This window comes from Rhodanobacter sp. Soil_C_14 (assembly GCF_057657335.1).
On the sequence record NZ_JBDGIQ010000001.1, the window covers coordinates 348,327 to 365,521 of the forward strand.

15 protein-coding genes are annotated in these 17,195 nt (G+C 67.7%); 8 read left to right on the forward strand and 7 right to left on the reverse strand.

Annotation, left to right across the window (positions count from 1 at the left end):
* Positions 1 to 89: 89 nt before the first annotated feature.
* Positions 90 to 629 (forward strand): DUF2058 domain-containing protein, encoded by a 540-nt coding sequence (locus tag AC3A56_RS01630; protein ID WP_487769128.1) that lies wholly within the window; start codon positions 90 to 92, stop codon positions 627 to 629.
* 4 nt (positions 630 to 633) lie between these two features.
* Here AC3A56_RS01630 and AC3A56_RS01635 read toward each other — a convergent pair whose 3' ends face one another.
* Both AC3A56_RS01635 and AC3A56_RS01640 read right to left on the reverse strand, forming a co-directional pair.
* On the reverse strand, positions 634 to 1,026 hold the full coding sequence (locus AC3A56_RS01635) for a VOC family protein (RefSeq protein ID WP_487769129.1): 393 nt from the start codon (positions 1,024 to 1,026) through the stop codon (positions 634 to 636).
* Positions 1,023 to 1,424 (reverse strand): MmcQ/YjbR family DNA-binding protein, encoded by a 402-nt coding sequence (locus AC3A56_RS01640; protein WP_056718680.1) that lies wholly within the window; start codon positions 1,422 to 1,424, stop codon positions 1,023 to 1,025. The genes AC3A56_RS01635 and AC3A56_RS01640 overlap by 4 nt, the downstream gene beginning before the upstream one ends.
* A gap of 187 nt (positions 1,425 to 1,611) precedes the next feature.
* On the opposite strand from AC3A56_RS01640, the gene AC3A56_RS01645 reads away from it, so the two are divergent.
* The 3 genes from AC3A56_RS01645 (at position 1,612) to AC3A56_RS01655 (ending at position 7,931) form a co-directional block, all read left to right on the forward strand.
* On the forward strand, positions 1,612 to 2,217 hold the full coding sequence (locus AC3A56_RS01645) for a GNAT family N-acetyltransferase (protein ID WP_056718679.1): 606 nt from the start codon (positions 1,612 to 1,614) through the stop codon (positions 2,215 to 2,217).
* A gap of 146 nt (positions 2,218 to 2,363) precedes the next feature.
* Positions 2,364 to 5,843: a transcription-repair coupling factor gene (mfd, locus tag AC3A56_RS01650; protein ID WP_487769130.1), complete on the forward strand. Its 3,480-nt coding sequence runs from the start codon at positions 2,364 to 2,366 to the stop codon at positions 5,841 to 5,843.
* A 324-nt stretch (positions 5,844 to 6,167) separates the two neighbouring features.
* On the forward strand, positions 6,168 to 7,931 hold the full coding sequence (locus tag AC3A56_RS01655) for a GGDEF domain-containing protein (RefSeq protein WP_487769131.1): 1,764 nt from the start codon (positions 6,168 to 6,170) through the stop codon (positions 7,929 to 7,931).
* Between the two features lie 21 nt (positions 7,932 to 7,952).
* On the opposite strand, the gene AC3A56_RS01660 is transcribed toward AC3A56_RS01655, so the two are convergent.
* From AC3A56_RS01660 to AC3A56_RS01675, 4 genes are read right to left on the reverse strand one after another with little or no spacing between them, the layout of a single operon-like run.
* Positions 7,953 to 10,229, reverse strand: coding sequence for a thiamine pyrophosphate-dependent enzyme (locus AC3A56_RS01660; RefSeq protein ID WP_487769132.1), 2,277 nt, complete (start codon positions 10,227 to 10,229; stop codon positions 7,953 to 7,955).
* A gap of 40 nt (positions 10,230 to 10,269) precedes the next feature.
* Positions 10,270 to 10,776 carry a nucleotidyltransferase family protein gene (locus AC3A56_RS01665; RefSeq protein ID WP_487769133.1) on the reverse strand — a complete coding sequence of 169 codons (507 nt, stop codon included), beginning with the start codon at positions 10,774 to 10,776 and terminating at the stop codon, positions 10,270 to 10,272.
* Positions 10,773 to 11,315, reverse strand: a complete 543-nt coding sequence (locus AC3A56_RS01670; RefSeq protein WP_487769134.1) for a GNAT family N-acetyltransferase — start codon at positions 11,313 to 11,315, stop codon at positions 10,773 to 10,775. Before AC3A56_RS01670 ends, AC3A56_RS01665 begins: the two co-directional genes overlap by 4 nt.
* Positions 11,316 to 11,331: 16 nt before the next feature.
* On the reverse strand, positions 11,332 to 12,501 hold the full coding sequence (locus AC3A56_RS01675) for an acyl-CoA dehydrogenase family protein (protein ID WP_487769135.1): 1,170 nt from the start codon (positions 12,499 to 12,501) through the stop codon (positions 11,332 to 11,334).
* 164 nt (positions 12,502 to 12,665) lie between these two features.
* Between AC3A56_RS01675 and AC3A56_RS01680 the strand changes: the two genes are divergently transcribed.
* Positions 12,666 to 13,541 (forward strand): DMT family transporter, encoded by an 876-nt coding sequence (locus tag AC3A56_RS01680; protein WP_487769136.1) that lies wholly within the window; start codon positions 12,666 to 12,668, stop codon positions 13,539 to 13,541.
* Positions 13,542 to 13,554: 13 nt separating this feature from the next.
* On the opposite strand, the gene AC3A56_RS01685 is transcribed toward AC3A56_RS01680, so the two are convergent.
* Entirely contained in the window at positions 13,555 to 14,517 is a 963-nt protein-coding gene (locus AC3A56_RS01685) for a helix-turn-helix transcriptional regulator (protein WP_487769137.1), read from the reverse strand.
* A 93-nt stretch (positions 14,518 to 14,610) separates the two neighbouring features.
* On the opposite strand from AC3A56_RS01685, the gene AC3A56_RS01690 reads away from it, so the two are divergent.
* The 3 genes from AC3A56_RS01690 to AC3A56_RS01700 all read left to right on the forward strand — a co-directional run bounded on the left by AC3A56_RS01690 (position 14,611) and on the right by AC3A56_RS01700 (position 17,179).
* A complete protein-coding gene (locus AC3A56_RS01690; RefSeq protein ID WP_056765678.1) occupies positions 14,611 to 15,465 on the forward strand; it encodes an NIPSNAP family protein in 855 nt (284 codons plus the stop codon).
* Positions 15,462 to 16,097, forward strand: coding sequence for a LysE family translocator (locus tag AC3A56_RS01695; protein ID WP_056765675.1), 636 nt, complete (start codon positions 15,462 to 15,464; stop codon positions 16,095 to 16,097). The genes AC3A56_RS01690 and AC3A56_RS01695 overlap by 4 nt, the downstream gene beginning before the upstream one ends.
* Before the next feature lie 74 nt (positions 16,098 to 16,171).
* Entirely contained in the window at positions 16,172 to 17,179 is a 1,008-nt protein-coding gene (locus tag AC3A56_RS01700; protein ID WP_487769138.1) for a transporter, read from the forward strand.
* Positions 17,180 to 17,195: the final 16 nt, after the last annotated feature.

Genomic DNA, 17,195 nt, shown 5'->3' on the forward strand with positions numbered 1-17,195 from the left:
CCTCGGCCAGCAGGCGAATCCGGCCAGGGCCGCGCGGCGGTCCGCGCGGTCTACAATGGCCGGCCCAGCACAGCCGGGATCTCCCGAACATGCGCAATCCGCTGCAGGAACAACTGCTCAAGGCCGGCCTGGTCAACAAGGCCAAGGCCGCGCAGGTCGTGCGCGAACAGGCAAAGAAACATAAGGGCAAGGCGCCCGCAGCCGCCAGCGCCGAACAGCTCGAGGCGCAGCGCCTGCAGGCGGAAAAGGCCGAGCGCGACCGGGCCATCGCCGCCGAGCGCAATGCGCAGCTGCGCCTCAACGAGGCACGCGCCCAGGTGCGCCAGATCGTCGAGGCGCACAAGGTGAAACGCGACGGCGAGATCGCCTACCGCTTCACCGACGGCGACCGGATCAGGGACGTGCTGGTGAACGAACCGCTGCGTGCGCAACTGGCCGCCGGCACGCTGGTGATCGTGCGCCACGGCGAGGGCTACGAATTGCTGCCCCGCGTGGCCGCCGACAAGGTCCGCGAACGCGACGCGGCGATGATCGTGCTCGACCACGGCCGCACGGAGACGACGGCCGGCAACGACACCGACGACGAGTATTACAAGCAGTTCGAAGTACCGGACGACCTGATCTGGTAGCGCATCAGCGCTTCAATTCCAGCAGGTCCCAGCCGTTGCCGTACAGATCCTCGAACACCGCCACCGTGCCGTAGGCCTCGTGGCGCGGTTCCTCGCGGAAGTGCACGCCCGCGGCGCGCATGCGCTGCCAGTCGCGCTGGAAGTCGTCGGTGTGCAGCAGCAGGAAGACGCGGCCACCGGTCTGGTTGCCGATGCGCGAGGCCTGTTCGTCGCCGTTCGCTTTCGCCAGCAGCAGGCGCGTTTCGCGCGAGCCCGGCGGCGCCAGCAATACCCAGCGCTTGCCGCCGCCCATGTCGGTGTCCTCGATCAGCTCGAAGCCCAGCGCGCGGGTGTACCAGGCAATTGCTTCGTCGTAATCGGCGACCAGCAGCGCCAGGGCGCCCAGATGCTGTTTCATGCCTTTTCCGCCTTGAGTGTCGGCAGCGGCCCCAGCTCCGCCTGCAATTTTTTGGTGAGTTTCGCGCGGACCAGGGTGTACGCGTCGAGGATGTACGCGGCCAGCTCGGCGGTGGCGAAGCGCTGCGGTTCGGTGATCGATATCCAGTGCGCCCGCGCCAGGTACGGCGCCGGAATGATGCCGGGTTGATCGGTGAGCGCGAGGAAACGATCGTCGCCCACCTTGAACGACAGCCGCCCGCCCTCGCTGCCATCGGACGGCATCACCGCAAACATCTTGCCACCCACGCTGAACACCATGTCGACACCCCATTTGGTATCACGGGTGACCCCCGGCCACTGGCCGCAGAGCGCTTGCAGCTGGGCCGCCGTGAGGCCGCGGACGGGTTTGCGGGCCATGCCATCGCTCCGGGGAATTCCGACCCGCATTGTGCGGGGCCACGGCGTTTCTGTCTGCATCTCCCGTGCTGCACCATCCGCAGGCCGGTCGATGCCATGGCGCGGAACCATGTGACAGCCCACCGCAGCGCCCGTCATTGCAAATTCATGCTGCGGTGCACACAATACGCAAAAGTATGGAGCTGCCATGATCCCTGCCATCGACTTCGCCGCCCCCACCCGCTACGCCGCACTGCCGCCGCGCAGCAGCGAACGCTTCGCCCGTCCCCGCGTGGCGCCGTCCCTACGGGGTGAGCAGGTGCATACCCAGGATGGACGGGAGCTGGTGCTGCGCCCGATCGAGGCCGGCGACGTGGCCGCGATGCAGCGTTGCTTCACCCGGCTGTCGCCGGAAGACATTCGCCGCCGCTTCCTGCATGCGATGTCCGAGCTGCCCGCACCGATGGCCCAGCGCCTGTGCCGCATCGACCCCGCGCTCGAAACCGCCTATGTGCTGATGGACGAATCCGAGCAGCCGGCCGAGATGCGCGGCGTGGGGCGGATCTATGTCGACGAAGCCACCGACAGCGCCGAGTTCTCGGTGCTGGTGGAACAGGACTGGAGCCGCCGCGGCTTGGGCGCCCTGCTGATGCAGCGGCTGGTCGACGACTGCCGCCGCCGCGGCCTCGCCGAGCTGTGGGGTTACGTGCTGCTGGAGAACCGGCCGATGCTGCAGCTGTGCCGGGAGCTGGGCTTCACCCAGCGGATGATGCCGGACGAACCGGGCACGGCGCAGATCACGCTGAAGCTCTGAAAGGCTATACCCCATCCCGGCCCTCCCCTGCTTGCAGGGGGGAGCAAGACATCAGCGCCGCTCCACGGACGCTCGGGCACATCGCGTTACACTTGCCCGCTTTCCCCGGCGCGGCACTTCTGGCGGCGCCCTGCACACGCGTCCCCATGACCAGCCCGATCAAACACCCGCCCCTGCCGACCACCCCGAAGCAACGCCGCTACTGGACGCCGCCCCACGGCTCCGGCCGAGCGCTGCTGATTGCCGAAGCGGCGCGTTCGCACGAAGGCCTGCTGGTGGCGGTGACCCGCGACACCCAGCGCGCCCAGGCGCTCGAATCGGAGCTGAAGATCTTCGCCGGCGGCCTGCCGGTGCTGCATTTCCCGGACTGGGAAACGCTGCCCTACGACGTGTTCAGCCCGCACCCGGAAATTGTCTCGCAGCGCATCGCCACCTTGTACCAGTTGCCCAGCGTGAAGCGCGGCGTGCTGGTGGTGCCGATCGCCACGCTGATGCAGCGGATCGCGCCGCGCGCGCACATCACTGGTTCCGGACTGGTGCTGTCCAAGGGCCAGAAGTTCGACCTCGCCGCCGAACAGCGCCGGCTTGAGGCCTCCGGTTACCGTCACGTGCCGCAGGTGGCCGAGCCCGGTGACTTCGCCGTGCGCGGCGCCCTGCTCGACGTATTCCCGATGGGCACGGCCGAGCCGTATCGCATCGAGCTGTTCGACGATGAAGTGGATTCGATCCGCAGCTTCGATCCGGAAACCCAGCGCTCGCAGCAGCAGGTGGACAAGGTCGAGCTGCTGCCGGCACGCGAGTTTCCGCTGACCGACGAAGCGGCGAAGGAATTTCGGGGCAACCTGCGCGAACGCTTCCCGATCGACGTGCGCCGCTGCCCGCTGTACCAGGACATGAAGGAAGGCGTCACGCCCGGCGGCATCGAGTACTACCTGCCTTTATTCTTCAAACAAACCGCCACGCTGTTCGACTACCTCGCCGACGACGCGCTGTTCGTGCTGGGCGAAGGCGCCGGCGAAGCGGCCGAGCAGTTCTGGACGCAGACCGCCGAACGCTACGACCAGCGCGCGCACGACATCGAGCGCCCGGTGCTGCCACCGGCCGAGCTCTACCTGCCGCCGGAAAAGCTGCGCGAACAGCTCAACAAGCGGCTGCGGGTGGAAGTGGTCGAGGCCGGCCACGAGCATGCCGTCGACACCGGCACCCAGCCGGCGCCGGAGCTGCCGCTCAATCGCAAGGGCGAGGAGCCCGGCACGTCGCTGCGGCATTTCCTGTCCAGCTATCCCGGCCGCGTGCTGATCGCCGCAGATTCGGCGGGGCGACGCGAGGCGCTGATCGAGACGCTGGCAGCAGCGGGATTGAAACCCGAAGTCATCGAGGGCTGGGGCGCTTTTCTCCTCCCCAACCCTCCCCTGCAAGCAGGGGAGGGAGTCAAGTTCGCGATCACCATCGCGCCGCTGGAACAGGGCTTTGCGCTGACCAAGCCCGCGCTCGCCGTGCTCACCGAGCGCGAGCTCTACGGCGAGCGGGTGCGCAGCGAGCGCGACCGCAAGCGCCGCCGTGGCACCGCGCGCGATCCGGAAAGCATCATCCGCGACCTCACCGAGCTCACCATCGGCGCGCCGATCGTGCACGTGGATCACGGCGTGGGCCGCTACCAGGGCCTGGCCTCGATGGACGTGGGCGGCATGGACGGCGAGTTCCTCACCATCGAATACGCCAAGGGCGACAAGCTCTATGTGCCGGTAGCGCAGCTCGGCCTGGTCAGCCGCTACTCCGGCACCGCGCCGGAACTGGCGCCGCTGCATTCGCTGGGCGGCGATGCGTGGGAACGCGCGCGCCGGAAGGCCGCGGAAAAAGTGCGCGACGTGGCCGCCGAACTGCTGGCGATCTACGCCCAGCGCCAGGCACGCGGTGGCGAGTCGATGCCGATCGATCGGCAGATGGTCGAACAGTTCGGCAGCACCTTTCCGTTCGAGGAAACCCCCGACCAGGAAACCGCGATCGAGGCCGTGCTGGAAGATCTGGCCGCGCCCCGCGCGATGGACCGGGTGATCTGCGGCGACGTGGGTTTCGGCAAGACCGAGGTCGCGCTGCGCGCCGCCTTCGCCACCGCCACCGCGGGCAAGCAGGTCGCCGTGCTGGTGCCGACCACCCTGCTCGCCCAGCAGCACTACCGCAATTTCGCCGACCGCTTCGCCGACTGGCCGGTGCGGGTCGACGTGCTGTCGCGCTTCAAGTCGGCCAAGGAAGTGAACGAGGCGCTGAAGCGTCTTGCCGACGGCCAGATCGACGTGATCGTGGGCACCCACAAGCTGCTGCAGCCGGACATCCGGTTCAAGAACCTGGGCCTGGTGATCGTCGACGAGGAACAGCGTTTCGGCGTGCGCCAGAAGGAGCAGCTGAAGAAGCTGCGTGCCGAGGTCGACCTGCTGACGATGACCGCCACGCCGATCCCGCGCACCTTGAACATGGCGATGGCCGGCCTGCGCGATCTTTCATTGATCGCCACGCCGCCGGCGCACCGCAGCGCCGTGCGCACCTTCATCTCGGCGTGGGACCCGGCGACGATCCGCGAGGCGCTGCAGCGCGAGCTGTCGCGCGGCGGCCAGGTTTACTTCCTGCACAACGAGGTGCAGAGCATCGAGCGGATCGTGCGCGAACTGGAGGAGCTGGTGCCCGAGGCGCGCATCCGCATCGCCCACGGCCAGATGCCCGAGCGCGAACTGGAAGGCGTGATGGCGGATTTCCACCGCCAGCGCTTCAACGTGCTGGTGTGCACCACGATCATCGAAACCGGCATCGACATCCCCAGCGCCAACACCATCATCATCAACCGCGCCGACCACTTCGGCCTGGCCCAGCTGCATCAGCTGCGCGGTCGCGTCGGCCGTTCGCATCACCGCGCGTATGCGTACCTGGTGGTTCCCGACCGCAAGTCGATCACCGCCGATGCGCAGAAGCGGCTGGAAGCACTCGCCTCGCTGGAGGAACTCGGCGCCGGCTTCACCCTGGCCACCCACGACCTGGAAATCCGCGGCGCCGGCGAACTGCTCGGCGACGAGCAGTCCGGCCAGATCCAGGAGATCGGCTTCGGCCTCTACACCGAGCTGCTCGATCGGGCGGTACGCGCGCTGAAGTCCGGCAAGGTGCCGGACTTCGACCTGAGCTCCGAGCACGAGACCGAAGTCGAGCTGCACCTGCCCGCGCTGATCCCCGACGATTACCTGGGCGACGTGCATCACCGCCTGACCCTGTACAAGCGCATCGCCAGTGCCCGCAGCGAGGACGACCTGCGCGACCTGCAGGTGGAGATGATCGACCGCTTCGGCCTGCTCCCCGATGCCACCAAGCAATTGTTCGCGGTGGCCAGCCTGAAGCTGATGGCCACTCCGCTGGGCATCCGCAAGCTGGATTTCGGTGCCAACGGCGGTCGCATCACCTTCCGCGAGAAACCCGAGATCGACCCGATGGCGATCATCAAGCTGATCCAGCAACTGCCCCGCGTGTACAAGCTGGACGGCCAGGACAAGCTGAAGGTGATCCTCGACCTGCCCGGCGCCAGCGAACGCATCCGCAGCGCGCAGGAAGTGCTGGTGCTGCTGGGCGCGCGCCGACCGGGCTGATGGCGCCACATCGCTGACGCCCAGGGGCCGGACTGGACCCGCCCCAGCGCCCGTGTCGTGCCGGGTGCCATCGGGCCGGGGCGCCCCCGGCCCCGTCAGGCCGAGGTTTGCGCCGGCCGTCGATGCGCTGGCACGGGGCGTGCTTGACACTGGCCTCAAAGGTCGGCAGGTTGGATAGTCAACCCGCCGGGGGCATGCTGCACGACGGGTCGGGGCCCCGTCGGCCGGCGCATGGGATGCGCTGGTGCCCATTCGCCCATGTTTCCGGCAACACGATCCAGCACGTGCAATCCCGCAGGAATTCGGCAGGGCGGAGAGAGGCAGATGGAGAGGCTGCTCACACTTCTGACACCACGGCGTCGGCCACTTGCATGGCGCGCCCTGCTGTCGGCCCTGCTCTGGCTCACCCTGGGGGTCGCCCACGCTGCCACACCGCTGAATGGCGCCTGGCGCCAGGTGCGCGCCGGCGACACGCCAGCCTCGGTGATGGCGGAATACCACCAGGGTGCGCTGAAGAGTTTCGACCCCTCGCTGCTGCAGCGCTTTCCCCATGACGGCGCCGGCAGCTGGGTGGTCATCGCGCCGCAACCGCCCTGGGACAACAGCGGCCGCGTACTGACGATCTATCCGCCCACCCTGGCCAATGTCACCGTATTCGCCGGGAGCGTGCCGACGACGCTGGCGCTGGACGACTTCAGCGCGCCCTTCCACGGTCATGGCCGGCTGGCATGGCAGGTTCCCGTCGGCATGGCGGCGTCCACGCCGATCCTGCTGCGCTTCGATCCCTCGGCAACCCTGGTGGCCCCGGTGCGTTTCCAGGTCGAGCCCATGCGCGACTACGTGCAGCAGGACGCGCGCTGGCTGGTGTTCGCCAGCGCCTGCTTCGCGGTGATGCTGGCGATGGTGCTGATGGCCCTGTGCTTTGCCGGCATGCTGCGCGACGTCACCTACGCCTGGTACGCCGGCTACATCCTCTGCTACTGCCTGATCCAGGGCATCCAGACCGGCTTCGTGTTCCATCCGCTGGAATGGGAGTGGCTGTCGGGCATGGCCGTGATGGTCGGCTCTGCCGCGGTCGCGCTGTCGGTGGCGTTTGCCTCGCTGTTCATGACGCGATTCTGCGAGCTGCAGCGTTACGCGCCCTTGCTGCGGGTGCCGATCACCGCACTCGCGGTGGGCATGATCCAACTGGTGCTGATGCGCAGCAGCCAGGTCCCGCTGCTGGTGCACGTGGCGCAGATCCTGCTGAACCCCCTGCTGATGATCGGCGCGGCGCTGTTGCTGATAGCCGCCATCGTGGCGGCGGCCCGCGGTTCGCGGCAGGCGTGGTTCTTCCTGGCCGGGTGGACGCCGCTGCTGCTGCTCACCGCGCTGAGCAGCGCCCAGGTCAACGGCGCCCTGCCGCAACTGGACTGGCTCAACGACGCGAGCGTGGCCGGTGGCGCGTTCGAGGCGGTGGTGCTGTCGCTGGGACTGGCCGACCGTGCGCTGCGCCTGCGCCACGACCGCGACGTGGTGCGCGTGCTGGCCGACCGCGACGCGCTGACCGACGTGCTCAACCGCCGCGGCTGGACCGAACGGGTCAACACGCTGTTGTCGGCCAGCACGACGCGACCGATGGCCCTGCTGTTCCTGGACCTCGATCATTTCAAGCTGCTGAACGACCGCCAGGGACACAACACCGGCGACCGCGCCCTGGTCGCGGTGGCCAACGCGCTGACCGCCGAACTGCGGCCCGGCGACCTGTTTGGCCGCTACGGCGGCGAGGAATTCGTCGCCCTGCTCGACAACACCCGGCCGGAACAGGCCATGCACGTGGCGACCCGATTGTGCCGCCGCGTCCATCGCCTGGAAATTCCGGTGAATGCCGAGGCGCTGCTCAGCATCAGCATCGGCGTCACCATCCGCCACCACGACGACGACGTGGAATCGCTGGTCGAACGCGCCGATCAGGCGATGTACGACGCCAAGCTCAAGGGACGCAACCGGGTCTGCATGTATCGCCAGGACGATGGCGAGGTGCGCGGCGCCCACCCGTCTCCGGGCCGGCGCCTGCATATCGTGGAACGGCGCGAATCGGACAAGTAGGCCAACCCGCCGCGCCGTTCGTCAGGACCTTGCCGCCAGCTCCTTCGCCGCGGCCACCACGTCGGCCTCGCCCGGCAACACCAGCAGCGCCGCACCGGCCAGTGGCGTGAACGTGTCGGCGCCGACCACGCGATGCAGCGGCGTGGCGCCGCAGCCGCCTTCGACGATCGCGGTGATCACGCCCTCGCCCACGCCCGCGCTCTTGCGGCCTTCGTCCAGCACCAGGATGCGCTTGGCGGTTTTCGCCTGCGCCGCAATGAAGCCGTCGTTGAGCGGCGCCAGCCAGCGCAGGTCGACCACACGCACCTTCCACTTCAACTCCGCTTCGATCGTGCGCGCGGCGCGCAACGCCATCGGCACGCCGTTGCCGAAGGTGAACACCACCAGGTCGTCCGCCGCGTCGTTGTAGACACGGCCCTCGCCCAGCGTCATCGCCTGGTCGGGCGCGGGATAGTCGAACTGCCACTGGCCGTCACCGGCCTCGTACAGGTCCTTGGTCATGTACAGCGCGATCGGTTCGAGGAAGGCGCAAACGCGGCCGTCGACCTTCGCCAGCGCCATCAGCGTGCGCAGCATCATCGCCGCGTCGTCGCCGCGGCTCGGGCAGCCGACCACCAGGCCGGGGATGTCGCGCAGCGCGGTGATCGAGTTGTCGTTGTGGAAGTGGCCGCCGAAGCCTTTCTGGTAACCCAGCGAGGCCACGCGCATCACCATCGGGTTGCGGTACTGGTTGTTGGAGAAGAACTGCAGCGAAGCCGCCTCGCCGCGGATCTGGTCGCAGGCGTTGTGGAAATACGCCAGGTACTGGATCTCCGGCAGCGGCAGCATGCCCATGTTCGCGTAGCCCTGGGCCAGGCCCAGGATCATCGTTTCGTCCAGCAGCGTGTTGAACACGCGGCTGCCCTTGAAGGTCTTGTTCAGCCCCTTGGTGACGGTGTACACGCCGCCCTTCTGCGCCACGTCCTCGCCGAACAGCAACGCTTCCGGATACTTTGCCAGCAGGTCATGCAGCGCCTGGCCGATCTGGATCGCCATGTGCCGCGGCGGCAGGTTCTCAGGCAGCTTCGCCTCGCCGCCGAATACCGCCAGACGCTTCTCGGCATAATCCGCACGGGTGGCCTCGGCCTTCACCGCGGCCGGCGTGTATGGCGCCAGCGGGGCCATCACGTCGTCCAGCGAGGTCAGCCGATGACGCGAATCCGCATCCTCGGCGGCGGCGAAGCAGCGCTTGCGGGTGGCCTCGTACAGGTTCAGCAATTCGTCCTTCGAGTACAGGCCGGACTCCAGCGCGATACCGGCCGAACGCAGCAGCGGGTCGGAGCACTCGACGGCAAAAAGCTCCTCGATGCTGCGCCACTCGATTTCGAAATCGGTACCGGCGTGACCCATCACGCGGGTGGTCTTCAGGTGCAGGAAGGTCGGCCGGCGCGTCGTGCGGCAATGCTCCACCGCGCGCTGCACCTGGGCGTAGCCTTCGGCCACGTCGAGCCCGTCGGCGAAGAAATAGTCGAGGTTGGCGCGATGCTGGTAGTTGTTCGCGACCCAGCCCGACGGCGTCTTCACCGAGATGCCGATGCCGTTGTCCTCGCACACGAACAGCACCGGTGCGGGCAGCTTCTGGTACGCCGTCCACGCCGCGGTGTTGAACGCGGTCTGCGCGGTGGCGTGGTTGCTGGAGGCATCCCCGAACGAGCAGATCGTGATGCTGTCGTCGGGGATCGGCAGTTGATGGCCGATGCGCCGTGCCTGCTCGATCGCCACCGCGGTGCCCAGCGCCTTGGGCAGGTGCGAGGCGATCGTCGAGGTCTGCGGCAGCACCCACAACGGCTTGCTGCCCCATACCTTGTGGCGACCGCCGGAGGCCGGATCGTCCTTGCTGGCGGCGAAAGACAACGCCGAGTCCATCACCGGGTCCATGCCCGGGATCTTGCGGAAGCGCTCGGCCATGAAGCCACCGGAGCGGTAGTGCAGGAAGGCCGGATCGGTGTGCCGGGTCAGCCGCGCCACCATCGCGTTACCTTCGTGGCCGGACGAACCGATCGTGTAGAACACCTTGTTCTGCACGCGCAGCACGCGGGCCATCAGGTCGAGGTGGCGCGAGATCAATTGGGATTCCAGCAGCTCGCGGAAACCGCGCGCATCCAGCGCACTGCCCGGCAGCACGGCGGCGTCATCGCGCGGCGCGGCGCGCACCTCGCCGTTCCACAACTGCACGAACTCGATGAAGTTCTGGTCGACGACCTCGGCACGGTTGAAACCCTTGTGGCGAGCGCTGATGGCAAACGGAATGGCGGTCATGGCGAATTCGTGTGGGTGGACAGGCAGCCGCGACGCGGCATCAATGGAGGGATACGACCGGCATGCTGAAGACCGGAGCGGCCAGGGCGCGCAAGGCGGCAACGCGGGGCGCATCTTTTTCGCGACCGAAGCTTTCAAGCAGCCGGATCTGGTCGTCGACCGACGGCACCGGCACGGCGAGGCCATTCACGCCGGCCAGCACCAGCTTTCCCGGCAGCACGGGCTGCCAGCATTCGTCGACATGGAGTTCAAGCGCGCCCATCACTTCGACAGGCGCGCCGGGAAAACGGAAACGGGCGAAATGCGAGCGGAAGCGATCGTCATCGGGCGGCGCAAACGCGGACTCGCGGCGCGCTGCCCAGTGCGCCATCAGACGCTCCGCGTCCGCCCGCGAGGTCAGCACATCCACATCCGCCGCGCTGGTCTGCGCGCCGAGCAGCAGCGCCGCGGTGCTGCCGATCACGCACCACGGATCGACGCACCGCACGTGCAGGTCCGGCACGATCTCGGCCAGGGTGGTGTACAGCGCGGGCGACAGGTGGCTCATGCGCGACGCCGGCGCCACTGCTCGCGCGTCTGCGCCCAGATGTCGGTGGGCGAATCCTCATACGGCGCGGGCAGCTTGCCCGGACCACGGTTGGTCGAACCGAGTCGCTGCGCCAGCGCCTGCGAGGCGTGGTTGTCGGGGTGGATGGAATGGATCATCTCGTCCCAGCCAAGCTGGTCGAAGGTCCAGTCGATCGCGGCGATGCAGCCTTCCAGCGCATAGCCCTTGCCCCAGGCGCTGCGGGCCAGGCCCCAGCCCACCTCGGTGCCGGGCCAGCCTTCCGGATGCCAGGGGCCGAGTCGGCCGATCCACTGGCCACTACTTTTTTCGATCACCGAAAACATCGAGAAACCCTGGATCGTCCACGCGCCGGCCGATGCCAGGAAACCTCGCCATGCCACCGCTCGCGCCTGCTGCCCGCCAATGAAGCGGGCCGCTTCGGCGTCGGCCATGTTGGCGGCATAGGCGTCGAAATCCCCTGCCCGCGGCGGCCGCAGGATCAGGCGCTCGGTGTCGATGCGCAGCGAATCGAAATCCATGCGCGGCAAACCCCTTTCAGAACGCGTTGATGCCGGTCAGTTCGCGGCCGACCACCAGTTCGTGCACGGTCTCGGTGCCTTCATAGGTGATCACCGATTCCAGGTTCAGCGCGTGGCGGATCGCGCCGTGCTCGGTGGTGATGCCGGCACCGCCCAGGATGTCGCGGCACTGGCGAGCGATGTCGATGGCCATGCGGCAGTTGTTCCACTTCGCCAGCGAGACCTGGGTCGGCTGCATCTTGCCCGCATCCTTCAGCCGACCGAGCTGCAGCGACAGCAGCTGGGCGGTGGTGATGCGCCTGGCCATGTCGGCCATCTTCAGCTGCACCGCCTGGTTGGAGGCGAGCGGCTTGCCGAACAGGATGCGCTCGGCCGTGTAGTCGAGCACTTCCTTGAGGCAGGCCTGCGCCGCGCCGATCGGGCCCCAAGTGATGCCGTAGCGGGCCTGCGTGAGGCAGCCCAGCGGGCCCTTCAGGCCCTTTACGTTCGGCAGGCGCGCACTGTCCGGCACGCGCACGTTGTCGAAGAACAGCGCGCTGGTGACCGAGGCGCGCAAGCTCATCTTCTTGTGGATTTCCTGCGCCTTGAAGCCGGCCGTGTCGGTCGGCACCACGAAGCCCTGGATGCCGTCGTCCGTCTGCGCCCAGACGATCGCGATGTGCGCCAGGTTGCCGTTGGTGATCCACATCTTGGCGCCGTTGATGACCCAGTCGCCGCCGTCCTTCCTGGCGTTCGTCTTCATGTTGGCCGGGTCGGAGCCGCCGTGCGGTTCGGTCAGGCCGAAGCAGCCGATCACTTCACCGGCCGACATCTGCGGCAGGTAGTGCTTCTTCTGCTCCTCGCTGCCGTAGGCAAAGATCGGGTACATGCACAGCGAACTCTGCACCGAGGCGAAGCTGCGCAGACCGGAATCGCCGCGCTCCAGCTCCTGGCAGATCAGGCCGTAGCTGACGCCGTTCATGCCGGCGCCGCCGTATTCTTCGGGAATCGTGGCGCCAAGCAGGCCGAGCGCGGCGATCTCCGGGATCAACTCCTTCGGGAAACGGCCCTGGTCGAAGCAGTCGCCGATGATCGGCAGCACGCGCTCGTCGACGAAACGGCCGACGGAGTCCTGCACCATGCGCTCCTCGTCGGTGAGCAGTGAGCGGACATCGTACAGATCGAGCGGGTTCAGACTGACAGCCATGCTAGCTCCAGGGAGGGCGCGTAAAACCGGTATTGTAGCGCGAGCCATGCTGCCGCACAGGCCGGAGGCGTGCGGCAAACCGGGCGGGCGCGTATGGTCTCGCCGGCGTGGCCCGCACCACCACACTTGCCACAGTTGCCTGTCCCATGCCTGCCCGGAATCCCATGTTCAAAGGTGTCTTGCTCGGCTTCATGGCCTTCGCGGCGTTCGCCCTCAGCGACGCCTTCGTGAAGCTGCTGCACGGCTCGCTGCCACCTTACGAGGCGGTGTTTTTCGGCGCCGCGCTGGGGCTGACCGCGCTGCCCTTCATCAAGGGCCGCGGCGATCGCTGGCGCGACGTGGTGCGGGCACAGCGCCAGGGTCTGTGGCTGGTGCGCGCGGTGGCCAGCGCGATCGGCAGCATTTCCGCCGTGGTCGCATTCACCGCGCTGCCGATGGCCGAGGCGTTCGCGCTGATCTTCCTGTTGCCGATCTTCGTCACCATCCTGTCGGTGCTGGTGCTGAAGGAACACGTGGGCTGGCGCCGCTGGTCGGCGGTGGTGGCCGGCTTCATCGGCGTGCTGGTGGTGCTGCGACCGGGCTTCCGGGTGCTCGGCATCGGCCACCTGGCCGCGATCATCTGCGGGCTTTCGGGCGCGATCTCGATGATCGCGCTGCGCATGGCCGGCCCCCACGAGAAACGCGTCACCCTGTACGGCGCCGGCATGGTCGGCTCACTGCTGTTCGCCGGAGCGATGATGCTGGCCGACTTCCGCTGGCCCGACCTGGCGCAGTGGGGATTGCTGCTCGGCTACGGCCTGCTCGCCGCGCTAGCCTCGGTGTTGTTGATGCTGGCCACCCAGCGCGCGCCGGCCAACCATGTCGCGCCGACCCAATACAGCCAGATGCTGTGGGCGGTGCTGCTGGGCTACGTGCTGTTCCACGACGCGCTGGACTGGCCGATGGCGATCGGCATCGCGATCATCCTGGGCGCCGGCCTGTTCACCTTCGTGCGCGAGGACAAGGTCACGCGCTGGTGGAAGCGCACGCGGGTGGTGTGAGGGTCGCTGCAGCTCAACCGGCAGCGGTCGTGGCCAGACGCTGCAGCCGTGCCGCGCAACGGGCCAGTTCGACACGGAGCTTCGCGGGCGTGCGGATCTCGAAGTCGAACGCCAGTCCGGCCAGCTGGCGGGCGAACCAGTCGAGATCATCGGCGCTGGTGCGCAGGAGCACGCCGCCTTCGATCGGCTCAAGCACGCCGAAGGCAAGCGAAAACACCCGGCGCGCCGTCTGCAGGTCCGTGTGCAGCAGCACCTCGATCGGGTGGGCGTAAGCGATCGCGCCGATGGATTGCAGCAGCTGATCCAGCGCATCGAAACCCGGCGGCCGCCGGAACGACGGTTCGAGCAGGCTCACCTCGCCCACGCGATCGAGCCGGAACGAACGCAGGCCATGACGCAGGTGGCACATGCCCAGCGCGTACCAGGCACCAGCCCGCCAGGCCAGGCCGTAGGGATCGAACTCGCGCTCGGTGCGCACGCCCGCGGCCGATTCGTAATGCATCCGCACGCGCCGCTGCGCCTGCGCCGCACCCGCCAGCGCGATCAGCGCCGCGTTGCTGCCCGGCGTGCCCGAGGCCGGCAACAAGTCCACCTTCACCGTGTCGGCAATCGCATTCGCGTGGCGCTTCAACTTGTCGGGCATCACCCGCGCCAGCTTGGCCTGCACGCTTTCCACCGCCGGTGACGCTTCGGCCAGGCCCAGCCCCCGCGCCGCCACCAGGCCGACCGACAGCGCCACCGCCTCGTCGTTGGTGAACATCATCGGCGGCAACTTGAAGCCGGCGACCAGCATGTAGGCACCGGCGCGGCCACGCTCGGTGGTGAGCGGGATGCCGAGGTCTTCCAGCGCCACGATGTAGCGCCGCAGCGTGCGCACGTCGACGCCGACCCGGCGCGCCAGTTCCGGCCCGCTCATGCGACCGTGGCTCTGCAGCAGGTCGAGCACCGCCAGCACGCGGGTGGTGGGTTTGGCCATGGCCGCCATGGTAACGGCAAATCAGGGCGATTATTGCCCTGTATGTGCCTTAGCGTAGGTCTCGCGCGACTCGGCGCACAGCCAGGAATCCCCATGAACCACGTCCAACGACTGTTGTCCGGCACCGTCGCAGCCATCGCGCTCGGTACCGCCCTGTCGGCACACGCCACGAACGAGGTCCCCACGATGGAAAGCGTGCAGCATCTGCAGGATTACCAGGTCGTCGAGTTCCGTCGTTACGTCACCAGCGACGGCGAGCTGGCGCACTTCGTCAAATACTTCGACGCGTATTTCCCGGAAGCGTTCGAGCAGCTCGGTGCGATGGTGTTCGGCCAGTTCGCCGAGCGCGGGCATCCGAACCGCTTCACCTGGCTGCGTGGCTTCCACGACATCAACGCGCGTCCGATCGTCAACGCCGCGTTCTACTACGGCCCGCTGTGGAAGGAACATCGCGTCAAGGTCAACGCGATCCTGCCGGACAGCGACAACGTGATGCTGTTGCGCCCGCTGCATGCGGATCAGGGCGTCAGCGTGCTGCCCGCGGTGGACCCGGTGACCGAACAACGCGGCGCGCAGGGTGTCGTGGTCGCGCAGATCTTCGCGGTGAAGAAAGGCAGCGAGGAAGCCTTCGCGAAACAGGCCGAGGCAGCGTTCGACGCCTACCGCGTCGAAGGTGTGCACCCCGCCGGCGTGCTGGTGTCACTGGACGTGCCGAACAACTTTCCGCAGCTGCCGATACGCAGTGACGGGCCGTTCCTGGTGTGGCTGGGCGTGGTCCGCGACAACGCCATGCTGGACAAGCAATTGATGCCACGGCTGGCCGCCGCCGAACGGTCGCTCGCCGCCAGCGGCCTGCTGCGCGGTACGCCGGAGCGCGTGGTGATGGACCCGACCCCGCGCTCGCGCCTGCGCTGGTTGCCCGATGCGAACGCGGAGAGCGCGCCATGAACCACTACGAACAACTGTGGCTGTTCTTCGCCCTGGTCTTCGGCATCATCGTGTTGCCGGGCCTGGACATGGCCTTCGTCATGGGCAGCACCCTGGCCGGCGGGCGCAGCCGCGGTTTCGCCGCGGTGGCCGGCATCATCGCCGGCGGGGTCTGCCATGTGCTGATGACGGCGCTGGGCATCAGCGTGCTGATCAAGCTGGTTCCGGGTGCGTTCAACGCGCTGCTGCTGGCCGGTGCGCTGTACATCGCCTGGATCGGCATCTCGCTGCTGCGCAGCGAGGCCTCCCTCGGCCTGCACACGGACGTCCCGCTGCGTTCGCGCGCAGCGACGTTTCGCCAGGGCGTGCTGACCAGCCTGCTCAACCCCAAGGCCTACCTGTTCATGCTCGCCGTGTTCCCGCAATTCCTGCGGCCCGAATACGGCCTGATCTGGCTGCAGGCGACGCTGATGTGGCTGATCATCGCGATCAACCAGTTCTTCATCTACGGCGGCGTGACCGTGATGGCCGACCGGGCACGACGGTGGCTGCAAGGCCGGCCGGCAGCCGGCATGCTGGCGAACCGCTGCGTGGGCGGCCTGCTGATTGCCGCGGCGATGCTGACCGGATTCGAAGGCTGGCAGCGGATCTGAGCAAGAAACGGATGGCGGTGACGAGGCAGACAACGGATCGTACGGCCCGACCAGCAAAGCGGAGCGCCTTGAAGATGAAGTCGGCAAGAACCCCATCGCCGCGACGACGATGTTTCACCCTGTCCCGCGTGCTCGTCGGCATCATGCTGTCGCCGGCCGCGTGGGGCCAGGCCGCGGCAAACCCGGCTGCGCCCTCCGAAGCCCAGCCCTCGCCCCCTGCGCGACAGTCGCTGGACGACGCCTGGTGGACCGGCCCGATGCTGGCGAACTCGGCCGCAACCCTGCCGCGTGGCCATTACCTGATCGAGCCCTATGTCTACGACGTGTCCTCGCCCCACTCGGATGGTTTCGGCTCGCTGACGTACATGCTCTATGGGCTCACCGATCGGCTGACGGTGGGCCTGGTTCCCGTGCTGGGCTACACCCGGCTGGATGGCCCGGGCGACAGTTCGGGCGTCCGAATGGGCGACGTGAGCGTACAGGCGCAATACCGGCTCACCGAATTCCACGAAGGCAGTTCCCTGCCGACGATCTCGCTGCAATTGCAACAGACGCTGCCGAGCGGAAAGCATGACCGGCTGGGCGACCGGCCTGGCGATGGCCTCGGCAGCGGAGCCGATACCACGACCTTGCAGCTCAACACGCAGACTTACTTCTGGCTTGCGAACGGCCGCATCCTGCGCATGCGCCTCAACGTTGCGCAGTCCGTTTCCGGCCATGCACACGTCGAGGACGCAAGCGTCTATGGCACGGCGCAGGGCTTTCGCGGCAACGCCCGGCCTGGCAACTCGTTCTTCGTCAACGCCGCCTGGGAATACAGCCTGAGCCGACGCTGGGTGTTGGCACTGGACGTCACCTATCGCCGCAGTCACGGCAGCAGCGTGAACGGCGTGATGCTGCCCGGCTACGGCGATGCGCGCATCCATCGAAACTCGGGGACCAGCGAAGCGTTCGGCTTTGCGCCGGCGATCGAGTACAGCTGGAGCGCCAACCTGGGCGTGCTGTTCGGCACGCGGGTGATTACCGGCCATCGCACGACGACCACGATCACGCCGGCCATCGCGATCAATTACGTTCACTGAAACGAGACGCTTCGTG

Excerpts from the sequence above, each read along its gene's own strand:
- AC3A56_RS01690 (WP_056765678.1), top strand. The coding sequence starts at position 14,611 with ATGAACCACGTCCAACGACTGTTGTCCGGCACCGTCGCAGCCATCGCG.
- AC3A56_RS01640 (WP_056718680.1), bottom strand. The coding sequence starts at position 1,424 with ATGGCCCGCAAACCCGTCCGCGGCCTCACGGCGGCCCAGCTGCAAGCG.
- AC3A56_RS01630 (WP_487769128.1), top strand. The coding sequence starts at position 90 with ATGCGCAATCCGCTGCAGGAACAACTGCTCAAGGCCGGCCTGGTCAAC.
- AC3A56_RS01655 (WP_487769131.1), top strand. The coding sequence starts at position 6,168 with ATGGAGAGGCTGCTCACACTTCTGACACCACGGCGTCGGCCACTTGCA.
- AC3A56_RS01680 (WP_487769136.1), top strand. The coding sequence starts at position 12,666 with ATGTTCAAAGGTGTCTTGCTCGGCTTCATGGCCTTCGCGGCGTTCGCC.
- AC3A56_RS01685 (WP_487769137.1), bottom strand. The coding sequence starts at position 14,517 with ATGGCCAAACCCACCACCCGCGTGCTGGCGGTGCTCGACCTGCTGCAG.
- AC3A56_RS01670 (WP_487769134.1), bottom strand. The coding sequence starts at position 11,315 with ATGGATTTCGATTCGCTGCGCATCGACACCGAGCGCCTGATCCTGCGG.
- mfd (WP_487769130.1), top strand. The coding sequence starts at position 2,364 with ATGACCAGCCCGATCAAACACCCGCCCCTGCCGACCACCCCGAAGCAA.
- AC3A56_RS01660 (WP_487769132.1), bottom strand. The coding sequence starts at position 10,229 with ATGACCGCCATTCCGTTTGCCATCAGCGCTCGCCACAAGGGTTTCAAC.
- AC3A56_RS01675 (WP_487769135.1), bottom strand. The coding sequence starts at position 12,501 with ATGGCTGTCAGTCTGAACCCGCTCGATCTGTACGATGTCCGCTCACTG.
- AC3A56_RS01700 (WP_487769138.1), top strand. The coding sequence starts at position 16,172 with ATGAAGTCGGCAAGAACCCCATCGCCGCGACGACGATGTTTCACCCTG.
- AC3A56_RS01635 (WP_487769129.1), bottom strand. The coding sequence starts at position 1,026 with ATGAAACAGCATCTGGGCGCCCTGGCGCTGCTGGTCGCCGATTACGAC.
- AC3A56_RS01645 (WP_056718679.1), top strand. The coding sequence starts at position 1,612 with ATGATCCCTGCCATCGACTTCGCCGCCCCCACCCGCTACGCCGCACTG.
- AC3A56_RS01665 (WP_487769133.1), bottom strand. The coding sequence starts at position 10,776 with ATGAGCCACCTGTCGCCCGCGCTGTACACCACCCTGGCCGAGATCGTG.
- AC3A56_RS01695 (WP_056765675.1), top strand. The coding sequence starts at position 15,462 with ATGAACCACTACGAACAACTGTGGCTGTTCTTCGCCCTGGTCTTCGGC.